The organism is Marinobacter sp. DUT-1 (genome assembly GCF_050379415.1).
Classification (GTDB): Bacteria; Pseudomonadota; Gammaproteobacteria; order Pseudomonadales; family Oleiphilaceae; genus Marinobacter.
Map to the genome: position 1 here is coordinate 114,344 of NZ_JBNRLS010000003.1, position 15,016 is coordinate 129,359.

Sequence of the window (15,016 nt, forward strand, 5' to 3'; positions counted from 1 at the left end):
TTGATCAGCCCGATGTGAAGCAGTAGATCCCACACTATTCATCGTCAGGATGCTGACCGTGGTCAACTGGCCCGGTCGTTCTGTTACTGACAGGCCGGAGACAGATGGCTTATAGTACCCCGCAAGTTCACCGCACAAGGATTTCTGACGACGTGACGGCCGAAGAGAACGCCGAATACGCTGCACAGGGGCCGGAAGTGCTGGCAGCCATTGATATGGGCTCCAACAGTTTCCACATGGTCGTGGCCCGGCTGGTACACGGAGAAATCCGTACCCTGGAAAAAATGGGTGAGAAGGTGCAGCTGGGCGCTGGCCTGGACCAGTACAACCGCCTGACGGAGGACGCCCAGGAACGCGCACTGGAATGCCTGAGCCGATTCGCCCAGCGGCTGCGGGGGATGCCCCCGGAGGCAGTCCAGGTGGTGGGTACCAATGCCCTTCGGGTGGCCCGCAACGCGCACCAGTTCATGAACCGTGCCGAGGAAGTCCTGGGCTATCCGGTTGAAATCATCGCCGGCCGGGAGGAGGCCCGTCTGATCTATCTGGGCGTTTCCCATACTCTGTCCGACGACATCGGGCGGCGCCTGGTGATCGATATTGGCGGCGGCAGCACCGAGTTCATCATTGGCCAGCGATTCGAGCCGCAGGAGCTGGAAAGCCTACACATGGGCTGCGTCTCTTTCCGCAACCGCTACTTCCCCGACGGCAAGATCACCCGGCGCCAGATGGACCGGGCGGTGACCCACGCCGAGCAGGAACTGCTGAATATCCGCCAGCATTACCGGAACGTGGGCTGGCAGAGCGCGGTGGGCTCCTCGGGCACCATCAAGGCCATTGCCAGTGTCCTGACGACCCTGAAGATCACCGATGGCACCATCACCCGTGCGGGCATGCAGGAGTTGCGCAAGCGCCTCGTGGACATGGGCAAGACCGACAAACTTGGCGACCTGGGCGTCCGCTCGGACCGACAGAGCATCTTCCCCGGCGGTTTTGCCATTCTTATGGGGGCCTTCCAGTCCCTGGGCGTCGAGGAAATGACCTTTGCCGATGGCGCCCTCAGGGAAGGCCTGCTCTATGACATTGTCGGACGGATCCAGCACGAGGATGTGCGCGAACGCACCATTTCCGCGCTTCAGGAACGCTATCACGTGGACCAGGCCCACGGTGCGGCTGTGGAAGCAACCGCCGTGGCGGCCTGGGAACAGGTTGCCGATTACTGGGACCTGCGCACCGCCACGGACGAAGAAGTACTGCGGTGGGCCTGCCGGCTGCATGAGATCGGCCTGACCATTTCCCACAGCCAGTACCACAAGCACGGGGCCTACCTGCTCCGTTACTCCGATCTTCCGGGCTTCAGCCAGCAGTTCCAGCGGGATCTGGCGACACTGGTCCGGGGCCATCGGCGCAAGTTTGCACCGGCCATTTTCGAAGGGCTCGATCCGGAGGATACGTCGAGACTGCGCCGCCTGTGCATCCTGGTTCGGCTGGCCGTGCTACTGCAGCATCCCCGGAACATGGAGCCTCCGCCGGAGTTCCAACTGGAACCGGGCAACGACAAGTTGACGATCACGTTCCCCGACGGCTGGCTCGACGACCGACCATTGACCCTGGCCGACCTCAGGAACGAACGGGACTACCTGAGCCGACAGGACTTCACCCTGAAGATCAACCCGGACTAACCGGCCAGCTCCTCTTCCAGCGTCTCCACGGTTTCGCTGATGTCCAGCCATTGCGCCTCGACCTCTTCCAGGCGCCGGCTGGCGTCGGCCTGGCCGGCGAGCAATTCATTCAACCTGGCCTTTCCCGCTTCCTCGTAGAGGCCTGGATCCGACAGATCCTGCTCCAGCTGCACCAGCGTCTGTTGCAGCTGCTCCATCTCTTTCTCCAGACTCGCCTGCTGTTTCCGGTAGGGGCTGAGCTTCTTGCGAATCTCCGCTTCCATGCGCTTGCGCGCCTTACGGTCGTCTGCGCTCTCGCCCACGCCGTTGGAAGCACGGGCCGAGGTTGCCGAGGCTGTCTCCCGCCGGGGCGCCTCGCCCTCGTCCCGCTCCTTGCGACGGTCAGCCAGCCAGCGTTCGTAATCCTCCAGATCGCCGTCGTACTCGGAGACCCGGCCGTCATTGACCAGCCAGAAATTATCGACGGTATTACGCAGCAGGTGTCGGTCGTGGGAAACCACCACAATGGCACCCTCGAAATTTTGCAGGGCCATGGTCAGCGACTGCCGCATTTCCAGGTCAAGGTGGTTGGTGGGCTCATCGAGCAGCAACAGATTGGGCCTCTGCCAGGCGATCACGGCCAGAGCCACCCGGGCCTTTTCGCCTCCGGAGAATGAGCGGATCGGGCTCAGCGCCTCGTCGCCATGGAAATCAAAGCCGCCCAGGAAATTGCGAATGCTCTGCTCCGAGGCCTTCGGCGCCAGGCGCTGCAGATGCAAAAACGGGCTGGCATCCAGATCCAGGGACTCGAGCTGGTGCTGGGCGAAGTAGCCGATGGCCAGATGCTCGCCACAGGTTCGCTCACCGGCCAGCATTGTGCGCTCGCCCCGCAGGGTATCCATCAGGGTGGACTTGCCGGCACCGTTGGGGCCCAGCAGACCGATGCGGCTGCCCGGCAGCAGGGTCAGGTTGATATTGTCCAGGATTACGCTTTCACCATAGCCGGCCTGCCCATTGCGAATGGACAGCAAGGGGTTGGAGACCTTTTCCGCCACCGGAAATTCAAAACTGAACGGAGAGTCGATGTGGGCCGGGGCGATGCGCTCCATGCGCTCCAGGGCCTTGACCCGGCTCTGGGCTTGCCGGGCCTTGGTGGCCTTCGCCTTGAACCGGTCGATAAAGCGCTGTATCTCGGCAACTCGAGCCTGCTGTCGCTCATAATTGGCCTGCTGCTGGGACAGACGCTCGCCACGCTGGCGCTCAAAGGCCGAATAGTTACCGGTGTATAGCTCCAGTCTACGCTGATCAAAGTGCACCACGTGGGAAGCCACCCGATCCATGAAGTCCCGGTCGTGGGAAATGAACAGCAGGGTCCCGGGATAGCGCCGGAGCCAGTTCTCCAGCCACAGGCAGGCATCCAGATCCAGGTGGTTGGTGGGCTCATCCAGCAGCAACAGGTCCGAGGGCCGCATCAGCGCCTGGGCAAGGTTCAGGCGAATCCGCCAGCCACCGGAGAAGGCCGAAACCGGTCGCTCGGGGTCCCCGTCGGAAAATCCCAGGCCGCGGAGCAGCGATTCGGCACGGCGCGGCGCCGACCAGGCCTCATGCACATCCAGCTCGCCGTGGATCCTGGCCACGGCGTGATCGTCGCCAGCCGATTCGGCCCGGGCCAGCTCGGCCTCCATGCGCCGCAGGTCCAGGTCGCCATCGAGCACAAAATCCCGCGCGCTGCGTTCTGACGCCGCCACTTCCTGGGCCATGTGGGCGATGCGGCAGCCCCCGGGCAGGGAAACATTGCCCTGCTCCGGCGCCAACTGGCCCAACAAGAGCTGGAAAAGGCTGGATTTACCGGCACCATTGGCACCTACGATGGCAACTCTCTGGCCCGGCTGAACCGTGAGATTCACGGATTCTAGCAACCAGACACCACCCCGTTGTAAACTGAGATCAGTAATCGTTAACATAAATCCATTTTATCAGCGTAAGATGGTCAGGGCAGGTTCGGCGTGGAATTACCGGAGAAACTGGAACCGGACAACCCGATTTGGCGTTTTGCCTTGGCATTCTGGCAAATGCCCGGTGCCCAGCGAACCTGTCTTGCGCTCCAGGATCAGGGCTGGAGCGTTACACGGATTTTATGCGCTGGTTGGCTGGCCCTTGAAGGCAGGCCCTACAGCGGCACGGAGCACGCTACGGTAACAGAGTGGCGCCAGCATGTAACCGGTGCTTTGCGGGCAGTGCGCAAATATCTCCCCAAAGGCCACGAACACAGTCAGGACCTTCGCGAAGGTGTCGCCGGCCTTGAACTGCAGGCCGAGAAGCTGGAGCTGGCACTGGCCTGGCAAAAACTTGCGACTGAGACTCCGGACAAGGCCCATATGACGGGACATGCCCAGCTGATCCGAAACAACCTTGCCACTGCTGCCTACCGGCCGGAACAGGCCACCGATGCAGCAGCTGAGCTGAATACACTGGCCAACATTCTGGCCTCATTCTCCAATGGAGACTCCCAGCCATGATGATGAAATGGCTCATCCGGCTCTCGTTTCCGGCCCTGGGATTTCTTCTGGTTCTGATGTTCTTCGGAATTGACGATCCCCAGGAGGTATCCCAACCCGTAGCAGACAATCAGGAACCCGAGCAGGAAATTCCTGCATTTGAAGGCCTGGTGCCCTCCCCCGTGCCGACCGACGGCCCGGAGATCATCTTCAAATGGCAGGACACCGACGGCAACTGGCACTATGCCGACCAGCCACCGGCCCAGGGACCCTGGAACACACTGGCCATTGAACGCCCGGACAAGGCCCGCGCCGGATCTCCAGGCCAGGACCCTGAAACCGACTGGCAATCCCCCTACAGTGCGCCCTTTTCCCTGGGCCCCACCGCCGGCAGCAACGGCAGCTGACAGAAAGGGTCGGGTTCCTTAACACATGTTCAGTGGCATCTCGCGCCGGAACCCGTTACCTTCTGTGTTTCAATAATGACAATCCGGGAGTACCGCTCCCGCGCACTTACGTAAACCGTTAAGGATTCAGTAATGAAGAAAACCCTGCTTGCATTGGCCATGGCCGGTGTTGTCACCGGTTGCTCCACCCCACCCGAAGCCCCCGAAGATCCAAAGCTGGACTCCACCGAGCAGAAGGTCAGTTACGGTATGGGCCTGGTGCTCGGTGAGCGGATGAGCAACGACCTGCCTGACCTGCAAATGGAGCAGTTCCTGCAAGGGATCCAGCACGGCCATGCCGGTGACGAGGAAGCCAAGCGTCTGACCCGCGAGGAAATCCAGCAAGCCCTGATGGCCTACCAGCAGCAGATGCAGGAAGACCAGAAAAAGCAGATGGAAGAACTGGCCCAGAAGAATAAGGAAGCCGGCGAAGCCTTCCTGGCAGAAAACGCGGAAAAGGACGGCGTCGAGACCACCGAGTCCGGCCTGCAGTACGAAGTGATTGAGGAAGGCTCCGGCGACAAGCCTTCCGCCGAGGATACCGTCAGGGTCCACTACACCGGCGAACTGCTGTCCGGTGAGGTGTTTGACAGCTCCCGCGAGCGCGGCGAACCGGTCACTTTCGCCCTGAACCAGGTTATTCCGGGTTGGACCGAGGGCCTGCAGCTGATGAGCGAGGGTGCCCGCTACAAGCTCTACATCCCGGCGGACCTTGCCTATGGCCCGGGCGGTAATCGCGGTATCGGCCCCAACGAAACCCTGGTCTTTGATGTCGAGCTGCTTGACGTCAATCCTCAGGCAGACGCCGGAGAAGACTCAGCGTCCGAATAACCTGCGGATACAAAAAAGCCTCAGTGCCGGCGACTTGCCGGGCTGAGGCTTTTTTCATGGTCGGTTGACCGTCGGATCAGGCGGAAGCAACCTTCTCCGCATGGGCATTGTGCAGGTGCTCGATCAGGAAATCCTCCATCTCGAACCGGCTTTCCAGAGCCTCCCCCAGCCTTGAGAGTTCATTGAACAGTTCACGGACCTGGGATTCAGAGAGTGACTGGCCATCAAGACGATCATTGAAGTTGAGTGCAATTTCCGTCGTCTGCTCGATCTTCGGATACACCTTGGCCGCCAGCTCCAGGCCGCCGTCATTGAACTCACGGGCTTCCTGTATCAACTGCTCGTAGATTTCGAAGTGGCCGGCGGAGACATAATCCACCAGCACCTCACACAAGCGAACGAACTTTTCCGTCAAGGCTTCGGTCTGGGAGAAGTCGTTTTCTCCGGTCAAATCACAGTAATGGACCAGTAGCTCCTGACGCTCTTTCAGCCAGCGATCAATCAGTTCGCTGACACCGCCCCAGCGTTCCCTGGCATTTCGGCAATTCTCCAACATGACGCCTGTTCTCCGCTCGTTTTCCCGAAGCGTTTGACCCCGGTGCAATTGCTTACAGTTCGGGATTCAAGGTACCCCAACGTCACGGTTGCCCGCAACCGTTTCAGCTGCGAATCCAGCTGCGGGGTTGCGGCCGTCTGAACAAGAAAAACAGGCCGACCAGCACCAGCGCCGAGAAAAACACCGCAGTCCAGCCCGGAATGCTCAGCCCCAGGAATCGCCAAACCACCTCGGCGCAGTCACCGGTGCCTCTGAGGGCGGTCGTAAGCACCTCCATCCAGGGCAGAACCTCAAGCATGTAATCCACGGATGGCCCGCAAGCCGGTACCTGATCCGCTGGCAGACTCTGCAGCCAGAGCTGGCGCCCGGCAATACCCAGCCCCGTTCCTGCGGTCAGCGCCAGCAGGAAACCGTAGACACGAATACCCCAACCAGTGGGCCCATGGAGGAACGCCAGCAAGCTGACCAGCCCGGCGCCCATGAAGCCGAAACGCTGGAGCCAGCAAAGCGGACAGGGTTCCAGCCCCATCACGTGTTCCATATAAAAAGCCACGCCGAGCAACCCGGCACAGACCAGAAAGACAACTGCAAAGACCCATCTGCCAGCCAAAACAACACCCTCGAAATGAAGACTTGAAGCTCAGAGACCCGTCACTTAACCCTAAACCTCCGGGAACTTCAAGCGCTTGTGGCTCAGCAGATCAGCGAACTCCCCAGACGGGACACACTTTGCAGTCAGGCAGTACGGGAAAAGAAATCGACGGGCCGGCTTTGATGATCGGGGAGAGCGGCTTCGGCGTCATCCCAGCCTGCTTCCCAGGCGGCAATCACCACTTCCCCCCGATATGGGCAACGGCTCTTGGCCATACCCATGGAGGCCGCCAGATGGCCCTGGCGGTAGGCTTTGTTCAGCGCCTCCACATCCCATCCTAGTTTGATGTCCCTTGCCATACCGGCATCCTCCATTATCCCGACGCACAAACGCTAGCAGGGGCTTGTCGCTCTGACAAACCGATGTTCAGATTCTGTGCAACAGATCCCCTCCGGGCTGTGACGGAGACCGAACTACGCCCTCAGGATCTCAGGTAGTCTGCCAGGAATTGCTCGAATGGCTGGGAATCATGGGCCTCCATCTGTGCCTGCTCAGCCAGGGAATCCCGGCTCATTGCCCGAAAAGCTTCCAGGACATCCGGCGCCATCGCATCCTCGCGCAAGGTCTGCTGGTGCTGAAGGGACATCTCCATCACCCAGTCCCGGTGTCCGAGGCCGGAAGAACGCATGGCATCCAGTACCCGCAGGGAGGGCACGCCGTTTGCCAGGCTCTCCCGCTGAGCGGCCAGGGCGCTTCGGTAGGTATCACGCTCCGCCCAGTCATCCAGCACCTCCGCCAGCGACTCCAGACGATCCAGCAGTCCCGAGGCAGCCTCCATCACGGGTACCCTGCCCCCTTCCCGACACAGGGTAAGGCCGGCATCCCGCCCCCGGGCCACGACGTCCTTGTAGTTGTCGTCCAGGCGTTCACACTCGGCGTCACTGATCCGGGGCGAATCACACAGCAGGCAGTCGAGCAGGAACAGGTCGAGAAAATCGATCTGTTCCCGGTTCACGCCCAACGGCGAGAACGGGTCCAGGTCCAGGCAGCGCACCTCGATGTATTCCACACCACGCGCCTCCAGGGCCTGGATCGGCTTTTCCTCCCGCTCGGTGGTCCGCTTGGGGCGAACGGCACTGTAATACTCGTTCTCGATCTGCAGGACACTGGTGTTGATCTGGATGAACTGATCGCCACGGCGGGTGCCGATCTCCTCGTAGGGCGGCCAGGTGGTGTGGATAGCACGGTCGAGAGTGCGGGTATAGGTTCCGAGCTCGTTGAAACAGATATTCAGCGAGGCCTGGGCGTTGTTGTGGTATCCCAGATCCCCCATACGCAGGGATGTCGCATGCTCGCCGTACCAGCTGCGCTCATCAAACCGCTTGAGATCGTGTTTCACGCCGGCGACAAAACTGGCATCCAGCGCCGGGGAGGCCCCGAACAGCAGCATCAGCAGCCAGCTGCGGCGGCGGAAATTGCGGATCAGCCAGAAGTACTGTTCGGACTTGAAATCCCGGAGTGACTGCTGATCCCCGAGCAGTTGCTGCCACTTTTCCCAGAACGCATCCGGCAGCGACAGGTTGTAGTGCGCGCCGGCGATACTCTGCATGATCCGGCCATACCGCACGGCCAACCCCTGACGATAGACATGCTTCAGGTACCCGATGTTCGAGCTGCCGTATTCCGCGATGGGAATGCTCTCGTCCCCGTCCAGTTCACAGGGCATGCTGGCCGCCCAGAACACTTCATCCCCGAGATTCTGCTGCACAAACTGGTGGATATCCCGCAGGGATTCCAGTACCGCGTCGGTGCTGCCACAAACCGGCGTAATCAGTTCCAGCAGGGCCTCGGAGTAGTCCGTGGTAATGCGGGGATGGGTGAGCGTGGAGCCCAGCGCCTTCGGATGCGGGGTCTGGGCTATAAAGCCGTTCCGGTCAACCCGCAGGCCCTCCTTCTCCACCCCCTTGAGAAAGCCGTGCCACTCCGATTTTGAGAACTGCCGAAATAACGAATGGCGGGATTCAGCCATGGTTGACTCCTGCTGCAACCGCCCCGCTCATGACGGGGCTGTCGGTGAACCTGATGTTTAAAAGCTTAATGTCCGTCCTTGCGGGCCGAGGCAAGCGCCTGGGCCAGAGCACCGGCCATCGCACCCTGGGCCGGCTTCTGCCCCTTCGGCGCCCGGTTCTGGCGCTGGCCGGAACGGTTGTCGGAACGTCCACGCCCGGACGAGGCACGGGATTCATTTTTCTCACCGGGCTGGTCATCCATCCGCATGGACAGGCCGATACGCTTGCGGGGGATGTCCACTTCCATGACCTTCACCTTGACGATGTCGCCGGCCTTGACCACTTCCCGCGGATCCTTGACGAAAGTGTGGGACAACGCGGAGATATGCACCAGTCCGTCCTGATGCACACCGATGTCCACAAAGGCGCCAAAGTTGGTCACGTTGGTGACCGAGCCTTCCAGGATCATGCCCGGTTTCAGATCGTTGAGGGTTTCCACTCCTTCCTCGAAACTGGCAAACCGGAATTCCGGACGCGGGTCCCGGCCCGGTTTCTCCAGCTCGGCAATGATGTCGCGAATCGTTGGCAGCCCGAACTGTTCAGTTACGTAATCCTGCGGATTCAGACCACGCAGGAACGCGGAATCACCGATAATATCTTCCACCTTGCGGTTATTCCGGGCGGCGATCGCCTCTACCACGCCGTAAGCTTCCGGGTGCACCGACGAGCGGTCCAGCGGGTTCTCACCACCGGCAATCTTCAGGAAGCCGGCGGCCTGCTCGAAGGTACGATCGCCGAGGCGAGTCACTTTCATCAGCTGTTTGCGGTTGGTGAACATGCCGTTCTGATTGCGGAAATCGACGATGTTCTGGGCAATGCTCTGGTTGAGACCGGAAACCCGAGCCAGCAGCGGAATCGAGGCGGTGTTCAGGTCCACACCGACACCATTCACACAATCCTCGACTACAGCATCCAGACTGCGGGAGAGCTGGACCTGGGACACGTCGTGCTGGTACTGACCTACCCCGATGGATTTCGGCTCGATCTTCACCAGCTCGGCCAGGGGATCCTGCAGGCGACGGGCGATGGAGACCGCGCCACGGATGGTCACATCCAGGTCCGGTAGTTCGCGCGAGGCAAATTCGGAGGCCGAGTACACGGAGGCGCCAGACTCACTGACCACAATCCGGGCCAGCTTCAGCTCCGGATAGCGCTTGCACAGATCAGCTACCAGCTTCTCGGTTTCCCGCGAGGCCGTCCCGTTGCCGATCGCGACCAGCTCGATTCCATATTCCCGGCACCAGGTGGCAAGCTGCTCGATGGACTGGTCCCATTTGTTCTTGGGCGCATGGGGGAAAATCGCTCCATGGCCCACTACCTGGCCGGTGCCGTCGATTACCGCCACCTTGACGCCGGTACGCAGCCCGGGATCCAGGCCGAGGGTCGGACGCGGGCCAGCGGGCGCCAGTAACAGCAGATCCTTGAGATTGGCAGCAAACACATTGATTGCTTCCGTCTCCGCGGCTTCCCGCACCTGGGCCATCAGGTCGGTCTCGATCTGGGTGGACAGCTTGACCCGCCAGGTCCAGCGCACCACGTCGGACAGCCATTTGTCAGCCGGGCGGCCGTCATCCCGGATACGCCAGCGCGCGGCAATCCGCTGTTCGGCCGGGTGCGGCTGACGGCGATCGTCTTCACTGTCACCGACCACAATGCTGTAGGTCAGGATGCCCTCGTTGCGGCCCCGCAGAATGGCCAGCGCCCGGTGCGACGGCACCTTCTTCAGGGGCTCGACATGGTCGAAGTAGTCCCGGAACTTCGCGCCCTCGGTTTCCTTGCCTTCCACGACGGAAACCTTGAGCTGCCCCTCCTGCCAGATGAAGTCCCGCAGGTCGCCCAGCAGTTCGGCGTCCTCGGCAAAGCGTTCCATCAGGATATAGCGGGCGCCATCAAGGGCCGCCTTGGTATCTTCCACCCCGGCGTCCTTGTTGATGTAGGCCCCGGCGGTGGCTTCGGGATCGAGGGTCGGGTCGTCGTACAGAGCATCGGCCAGCGGCTCCAGACCGGCTTCCCGGGCAATCTGGGCTTTCGTGCGGCGTTTGGGCTTGTAGGGCAGGTACAGGTCTTCCAGCCGGTTCTTGGTGTCTGCGCCGTTGATTGCGGCCTTGAGCTCATCGGTCAGCTTGCCCTGCTCCTCAATGCTGTTGAGGATGGTGGCGCGGCGGTCCTCCAGTTCTCGCAGGTAACGCAACCGCTCTTCCAGATTCCGCAACTGACTGTCGTCCAGCGAGCCGGTGACTTCTTTCCGGTAGCGGGCAATAAACGGAACGGTCGCGCCTTCGTCAAGCAGGGCAACGGTGGCATTAACCTGTTGTTCGCGGACACCAAGTTCTTCCGCGATACGGCTGGAAATCGTCTTCATGCAACCTCGGCACATCACATAGGAATCGAATTAACGGGAAAAGGTACAGCGGCTTACTTCTGCAAGCAAGCGGCCTGACTGCGGCTGTTCAGGAATTGCACAAGCTGGCTCCAGGGCATGGGGCGGGCGTAATAGTAGCCCTGAACCTCGTCACAATGCTGCTGGCGGAGGAACTCCAGCTGCCCTTCACTCTCCACGCCTTCGGCAACCACGCTCATCTGCAGACTGTGGGACAGACTGATGATCGCGCGGATGATGTGCTCGGCGTCCGCCGAGTGCCCCAGTTCCTCGACAAAGGATTTGTCGATCTTGACCAGGGAAATCGGCAGGTGCTGCAGGTTGCTCAGGGACGAGAAACCGGTACCAAAATCGTCCAGGGCAAAGCTGATGCCCAGCTGGTTCAGCTCCCGCAGGCAGCGCTGGGCGTATTCCGGATCGTGCATCATGGCACTCTCGGTGAGTTCCAGTTCCAGCAGACTGGTATCGACGTTGGCATTGAAGATGATCCGGAAGATGGTCTCGGTCATCTTCCGGTCGTGGAACTGGCGGAACGAGAGATTGACGGCGAACACCAGTCCGGGGAAACCCAGCTCTGCCGACTCCTTCAGGCGCTCACAGGCCTGCTCGATCACCCAGTAGCCGATTGGAACGATCAGGCCGCTGCGCTCGGCCACCGGAATGAATTCATCCGGCCCCACCAATCCACGCTGCGGGTGGTTCCAGCGAAGCAGACACTCCACGCCGCGCACCTCCTCAGTCGCGAGGTCGATCCGGGGCTGGTAATACACTTCCAGCTCCCTGCCCCGCAAGGCATTACGCAGGTCCGCTTCCAGCCGCAGCTGGTAGCCGGCGGAGATGTGCAGCTGCCGGTCGTAAAAACGGTAACTGGTGCCCGGATCCCGCTTGGCCTCGAACATGGCGCGATTGGCCCGGCGCATCAGGTTCTCGGCACTGTCACCGGATTCGGGATAGGTGGCCACGCCCAGGCTGGCACTGACCACCAGCTGCTGGCCGGCCACGGTCACGGGCTCATCGAGGATGGACACCACCTTGCGAATGATGCGGGTAATATCCAGCGAATCCTCGACTTTCTCGATAATGATTGCCAACTCGTCCCCGCCGATGCGCATCAGCGAGTCCACCCGGCGCAGGGCGTGACGCAGGCGATCCGCCAGCTTCATCATCAGCTGGTCGCTGCGCTGGTAGCCGAAGGATTCATTGATGCTGCGGAAATCGTCAATATTGAGGTGCAGCAAGGCCAGCCTCTGCCCTCCTCTCTCCGCTCGCAACAATCCCTGCTGGAGCCGGTCGAAAAACAGATCCCGGTTGATGACTCCGGAGGCAACGTCACGGCCAAGGTGGCCCTGGGTCGAGGCGCTCAGTTGTTCCCGATACCACAGGTATTTCACTGTCCGGGGGAAGCTCCAGCGGTCGAGATGCTGCCGGCTCAGATAATCCGCGGCGCCCTCGGCAATCAGTTCCGGAGCCCTGTCAGCGGGTGCTTCGGCACTCAGTGCCAATACCGGCTTGTCGTCGCTGGAAACAGAGAGGTATTGCAGGAAAGCGGATTCGTTGCCGCCATGGAAGACGCAGTCCCAGACGATAACGTCAAAACTGGCATTGCGGATCAGATCATCGCAATCAATCAGGTCCGGGCACCAGGTCACGTCCGGATCGATTTCCGAATCACCCGACAGTAGTGAGTCCAGCCAGAGACAATCCGCGTGGTGGGGGGTCAGCACCAGTACACGCAATCGATCTGGCCTCGGAGTCTCCAGGGGCAATGTCATCAAACAGGATCCGTCTCTGCATAGGCTTTGACTGTTAACCTTATCATAGCCCAGAGATGATCGAGGTACAGTAACGCCGGCTCGTGTAGAATAATGACACGCGAAATTTCTGGTCCCCGTTCCACCCTGGTCCGTAATCTGTGAACAAGCTCAACCCCCGACAAAGTGAAGCCGTTCGCTATGCGGATGGCCCGCTCCTGGTTCTCGCCGGTGCCGGCAGTGGCAAAACCAGCGTGATCACGCGCAAGATTGCCTACCTGATCGAGGAACTGGGCATTCCGGGGCGTCATATTGCCGCAGTGACCTTTACCAACAAGGCGGCCCGGGAAATGAAGGAACGGGTGGGGCGGATCGTGGACCGGGGCAAGTCCCGGGGCCTGATCGTCTCCACCTTCCACAACCTCGGCCTGAACATGATCCGGGAAGAGCATCCGCACCTGGGCTACCACCCCGGCTTCTCCATCTTCGATGCCGAGGACGCCAAGGCCCTGCTGCAGGACCTGATGCTCCGGGAGGCCAGTGCCGATGCCGGCGATGAACTCAACGATGTGCAGATGACCATCTCCTCCTGGAAGAACGCCATGCGCGGCCCGGAAGAAGCCTACAGCAAGGCCGCCGATGAACGGGAACAACGCATCGCCCTGATCTACAAGCGCTACAACGAATACCTGAAAGCCTACAACGCGGTGGATTTTGACGACCTGATACTGCTGCCGGTCCAGCTCTTCCGCAGCTATCCGGATGTGCTGGCCAAGTGGCGGCGCAAGATCCGCTACATGCTGGTGGACGAGTACCAGGACACCAACGTGTGCCAGTACGAACTGGTCAAGCTGCTGGTGGCCGAGCGCGCAGCCTTCACCGTGGTCGGCGATGACGACCAGTCCATCTATGCCTGGCGCGGGGCCAGGCCGGAGAACCTGGCCCAGCTCAAGGAAGACTTCCCGAGCCTGAGGATCGTCAAGCTCGAGCAGAACTACCGATCAACCGGGCGGATCCTGCGCAGCGCCAACACGGTGATTGCCAACAACCCCCATGTGTTCGAGAAGGCCCTGTGGAGTGACCACACCATCGGCGAGGAACTTCGCATCATCCGTTGTCGCAACGAGGATGCCGAAGCCGAACGGGTGGCGACCGAGATCATCGACAACAAGCTCAAGCAGGGTCTGGATTTCAAGGACTTTGCCGTGCTGTACCGGGGCAACCACCAGTCCCGGTTGCTGGAGATGAAACTGCAGGCCTACCAGATCCCCTACCGGATCTCCGGCGGCCAGTCTTTCTTCTCCAAGAACGAGATCAAGGACGCCATGTCTTACCTAAGGCTGCTGGTCAATCCGGATGACGATGCCGCCTTCCTGCGGGTGGTCAACGTGCCCCGCCGGGAAATCGGCCCGCGCACCCTGGAGCAGCTGAGTCACTATGCCCGTTCCCGCAATGTCAGTCTGTTCCAGGCTCTGGGAGACATGGGCGCGGAAGCACACGTTACCGAAAAAGGCCTGGACCGCCTGCGGCGCTTTGCGCACTGGGTCGACCGCACTTGCGAACGTCTGCATTCGGAAGACCCGATCCCGGTGATCAAGCAGCTGTTCACCGACATCGAATACGAGGAATGGCTGCACCAGCACTCCGGCACGCCCAAACAGGCGGAGCGGCGCATGGAGAACATCTGGTACCTGGTGGAATCGATCCAGCGCATGCTCGATGACGGCAAGGGCACGGCGGACGAGATCGGCATCGAGGACGCCATCAGCAAACTGATCCTGCGGGACATGATGGAGCAGCGCGAAGAGGAAGATGACAGCGACAAGGTTCAGTTGCTGACCCTCCACGCCTCCAAGGGTCTGGAGTTTCCCCATGTCTTCATCATGGGCCTGGAGGAGGAAATCCTGCCCCACCGCGCCAGCATCGAGGAAGGCAACATCGAAGAAGAACGCCGCCTGATGTATGTGGGTATTACCCGGGCCCGGGAAACCCTGACTCTCACCTATGCAGCCTCCCGCAAACAGTATGGCGAGAAGATCGAAACCATTCCCAGCCGGTTTCTGGATGAGCTACCGGAAGAAGACCTGAAGTGGGAAGGCCTCGGAGATCTCGACCGGGAAGCCAACCAGAAAAAAGGCAAAGCCACTCTGAGCGCCCTGCTCGGTGATCTCGGAAGCTGACCATTTTTTAATCTTCCTGTCCTGCAACTATTCCTGTTCCTGGTCCGTTACCCCC

General features: G+C 60.7%; 12 protein-coding genes. 5 read left to right on the plus strand and 7 right to left on the minus strand.

Annotation, left to right across the window (positions count from 1 at the left end):
- Positions 1-152 precede the first annotated feature (152 nt).
- On the plus strand, positions 153-1,679 hold the full coding sequence (gene ppx / locus ACQUTG_RS10555) for an exopolyphosphatase (protein WP_428919843.1): 1,527 nt from the start codon (positions 153-155) through the stop codon (positions 1,677-1,679).
- Here the strand turns inward: ppx and ACQUTG_RS10560 are convergent.
- Entirely contained in the window at positions 1,676-3,622 is a 1,947-nt protein-coding gene (locus tag ACQUTG_RS10560) for an ATP-binding cassette domain-containing protein (RefSeq protein WP_428919363.1), read from the minus strand. The two genes, ppx and ACQUTG_RS10560, sit on opposite strands and share 4 nt — an antisense overlap.
- A 42-nt stretch (positions 3,623-3,664) precedes the next feature.
- Here ACQUTG_RS10560 and ACQUTG_RS10565 point away from each other — a divergent pair, with 42 nt between their 5' ends.
- The 3 genes from ACQUTG_RS10565 to ACQUTG_RS10575 all read left to right on the plus strand — a co-directional run bounded on the left by ACQUTG_RS10565 (position 3,665) and on the right by ACQUTG_RS10575 (position 5,433).
- Positions 3,665-4,177 (plus strand): TIGR02444 family protein, encoded by a 513-nt coding sequence (locus ACQUTG_RS10565; protein WP_428919364.1) that lies wholly within the window; start codon positions 3,665-3,667, stop codon positions 4,175-4,177.
- Positions 4,174-4,563, plus strand: a complete 390-nt coding sequence (locus tag ACQUTG_RS10570; RefSeq protein ID WP_428919365.1) for a DUF4124 domain-containing protein — start codon at positions 4,174-4,176, stop codon at positions 4,561-4,563. The genes ACQUTG_RS10565 and ACQUTG_RS10570 overlap by 4 nt, the downstream gene beginning before the upstream one ends.
- A 132-nt stretch (positions 4,564-4,695) precedes the next feature.
- Positions 4,696-5,433: an FKBP-type peptidyl-prolyl cis-trans isomerase gene (locus ACQUTG_RS10575; RefSeq protein WP_428919366.1), complete on the plus strand. Its 738-nt coding sequence runs from the start codon at positions 4,696-4,698 to the stop codon at positions 5,431-5,433.
- 76 nt (positions 5,434-5,509) lie between these two features.
- Here the strand turns inward: ACQUTG_RS10575 and rsd are convergent, their stop codons facing one another.
- The 6 genes from rsd to ACQUTG_RS10605 form a co-directional block, all read right to left on the minus strand.
- Positions 5,510-5,989, minus strand: coding sequence for a sigma D regulator (gene rsd, locus ACQUTG_RS10580; RefSeq protein WP_428919367.1), 480 nt, complete (start codon positions 5,987-5,989; stop codon positions 5,510-5,512).
- A gap of 103 nt (positions 5,990-6,092) precedes the next feature.
- Positions 6,093-6,599: a disulfide bond formation protein B gene (locus ACQUTG_RS10585; RefSeq protein WP_428919368.1), complete on the minus strand. Its 507-nt coding sequence runs from the start codon at positions 6,597-6,599 to the stop codon at positions 6,093-6,095.
- A 125-nt stretch (positions 6,600-6,724) separates the two neighbouring features.
- Complete coding sequence (gene rmf, locus ACQUTG_RS10590; protein WP_428919369.1) at positions 6,725-6,940, minus strand: ribosome modulation factor; 216 nt, start codon at positions 6,938-6,940, stop codon at positions 6,725-6,727.
- 122 nt (positions 6,941-7,062) lie between these two features.
- A complete protein-coding gene (gshA, locus tag ACQUTG_RS10595) occupies positions 7,063-8,610 on the minus strand; it encodes a glutamate--cysteine ligase (RefSeq protein WP_428919370.1) in 1,548 nt (515 codons plus the stop codon).
- 65 nt (positions 8,611-8,675) lie between these two features.
- Entirely contained in the window at positions 8,676-11,012 is a 2,337-nt protein-coding gene (locus tag ACQUTG_RS10600; RefSeq protein WP_428919371.1) for a Tex family protein, read from the minus strand.
- Between the two features lie 53 nt (positions 11,013-11,065).
- A complete protein-coding gene (locus tag ACQUTG_RS10605) occupies positions 11,066-12,802 on the minus strand; it encodes an EAL domain-containing protein (RefSeq protein WP_428919372.1) in 1,737 nt (578 codons plus the stop codon).
- A gap of 140 nt (positions 12,803-12,942) precedes the next feature.
- Between ACQUTG_RS10605 and rep the strand changes: the two genes are divergently transcribed.
- A complete protein-coding gene (gene rep, locus ACQUTG_RS10610) occupies positions 12,943-14,961 on the plus strand; it encodes a DNA helicase Rep (protein WP_428919373.1) in 2,019 nt (672 codons plus the stop codon).
- Positions 14,962-15,016 lie beyond the last annotated feature (55 nt).

What these genes read in the sequence shown, in the direction of transcription:
- ACQUTG_RS10560 (WP_428919363.1), bottom strand. Translation starts at nt 3,622, where the DNA reads ATGTTAACGATTACTGATCTCAGTTTACAACGGGGTGGTGTCTGGTTG.
- ACQUTG_RS10570 (WP_428919365.1), top strand. Translation starts at nt 4,174, where the DNA reads ATGATGATGAAATGGCTCATCCGGCTCTCGTTTCCGGCCCTGGGATTT.
- ACQUTG_RS10575 (WP_428919366.1), top strand. Translation starts at nt 4,696, where the DNA reads ATGAAGAAAACCCTGCTTGCATTGGCCATGGCCGGTGTTGTCACCGGT.
- rsd (WP_428919367.1), bottom strand. Translation starts at nt 5,989, where the DNA reads ATGTTGGAGAATTGCCGAAATGCCAGGGAACGCTGGGGCGGTGTCAGC.
- rmf (WP_428919369.1), bottom strand. Translation starts at nt 6,940, where the DNA reads ATGGCAAGGGACATCAAACTAGGATGGGATGTGGAGGCGCTGAACAAA.
- gshA (WP_428919370.1), bottom strand. Translation starts at nt 8,610, where the DNA reads ATGGCTGAATCCCGCCATTCGTTATTTCGGCAGTTCTCAAAATCGGAG.
- ACQUTG_RS10600 (WP_428919371.1), bottom strand. Translation starts at nt 11,012, where the DNA reads ATGAAGACGATTTCCAGCCGTATCGCGGAAGAACTTGGTGTCCGCGAA.
- ACQUTG_RS10605 (WP_428919372.1), bottom strand. Translation starts at nt 12,802, where the DNA reads ATGACATTGCCCCTGGAGACTCCGAGGCCAGATCGATTGCGTGTACTG.